We start from the raw sequence: 279 nt of genomic DNA on the forward strand, positions 1-279 counted from the left end.
GTGTGACGCGAATGCTTTACCTGTTTCTATATCACCTTGAACTAGGTTAATTACCCCAGCAGGTAAACCGGCTGGTTCCCAGAGTTTAAGGGTTTGCTCAGCCACCATAGGTGTAAGTTCAGATGATATAAATACCACAGTATTACCGGCGAAAAGAGCAGGTACAATGTGGCCCTTTGGTAAAGGCCCAGGGAAGTTGGATGGGCCAAATAGAGGAACCACCCCATGTGGGTGAGGACGGATGCGCGCCCGGCCTTGCGGCGTGGCGTTTTCGACCTC

General features: G+C 51.6%; 1 protein-coding gene. It reads right to left on the bottom strand.

The window, feature by feature from the left end; genetic code table 11:
- Window positions 1-279: aldehyde dehydrogenase family protein (locus CWB76_RS19705; RefSeq protein WP_138609774.1), on the bottom strand; the 279-nt coding region annotated here is incomplete at both ends.

Source organism: Pseudoalteromonas sp. S1609, assembly GCF_005887255.1.
In the GTDB taxonomy this organism is placed as follows: Bacteria; Pseudomonadota; Gammaproteobacteria; order Enterobacterales; family Alteromonadaceae; genus Pseudoalteromonas.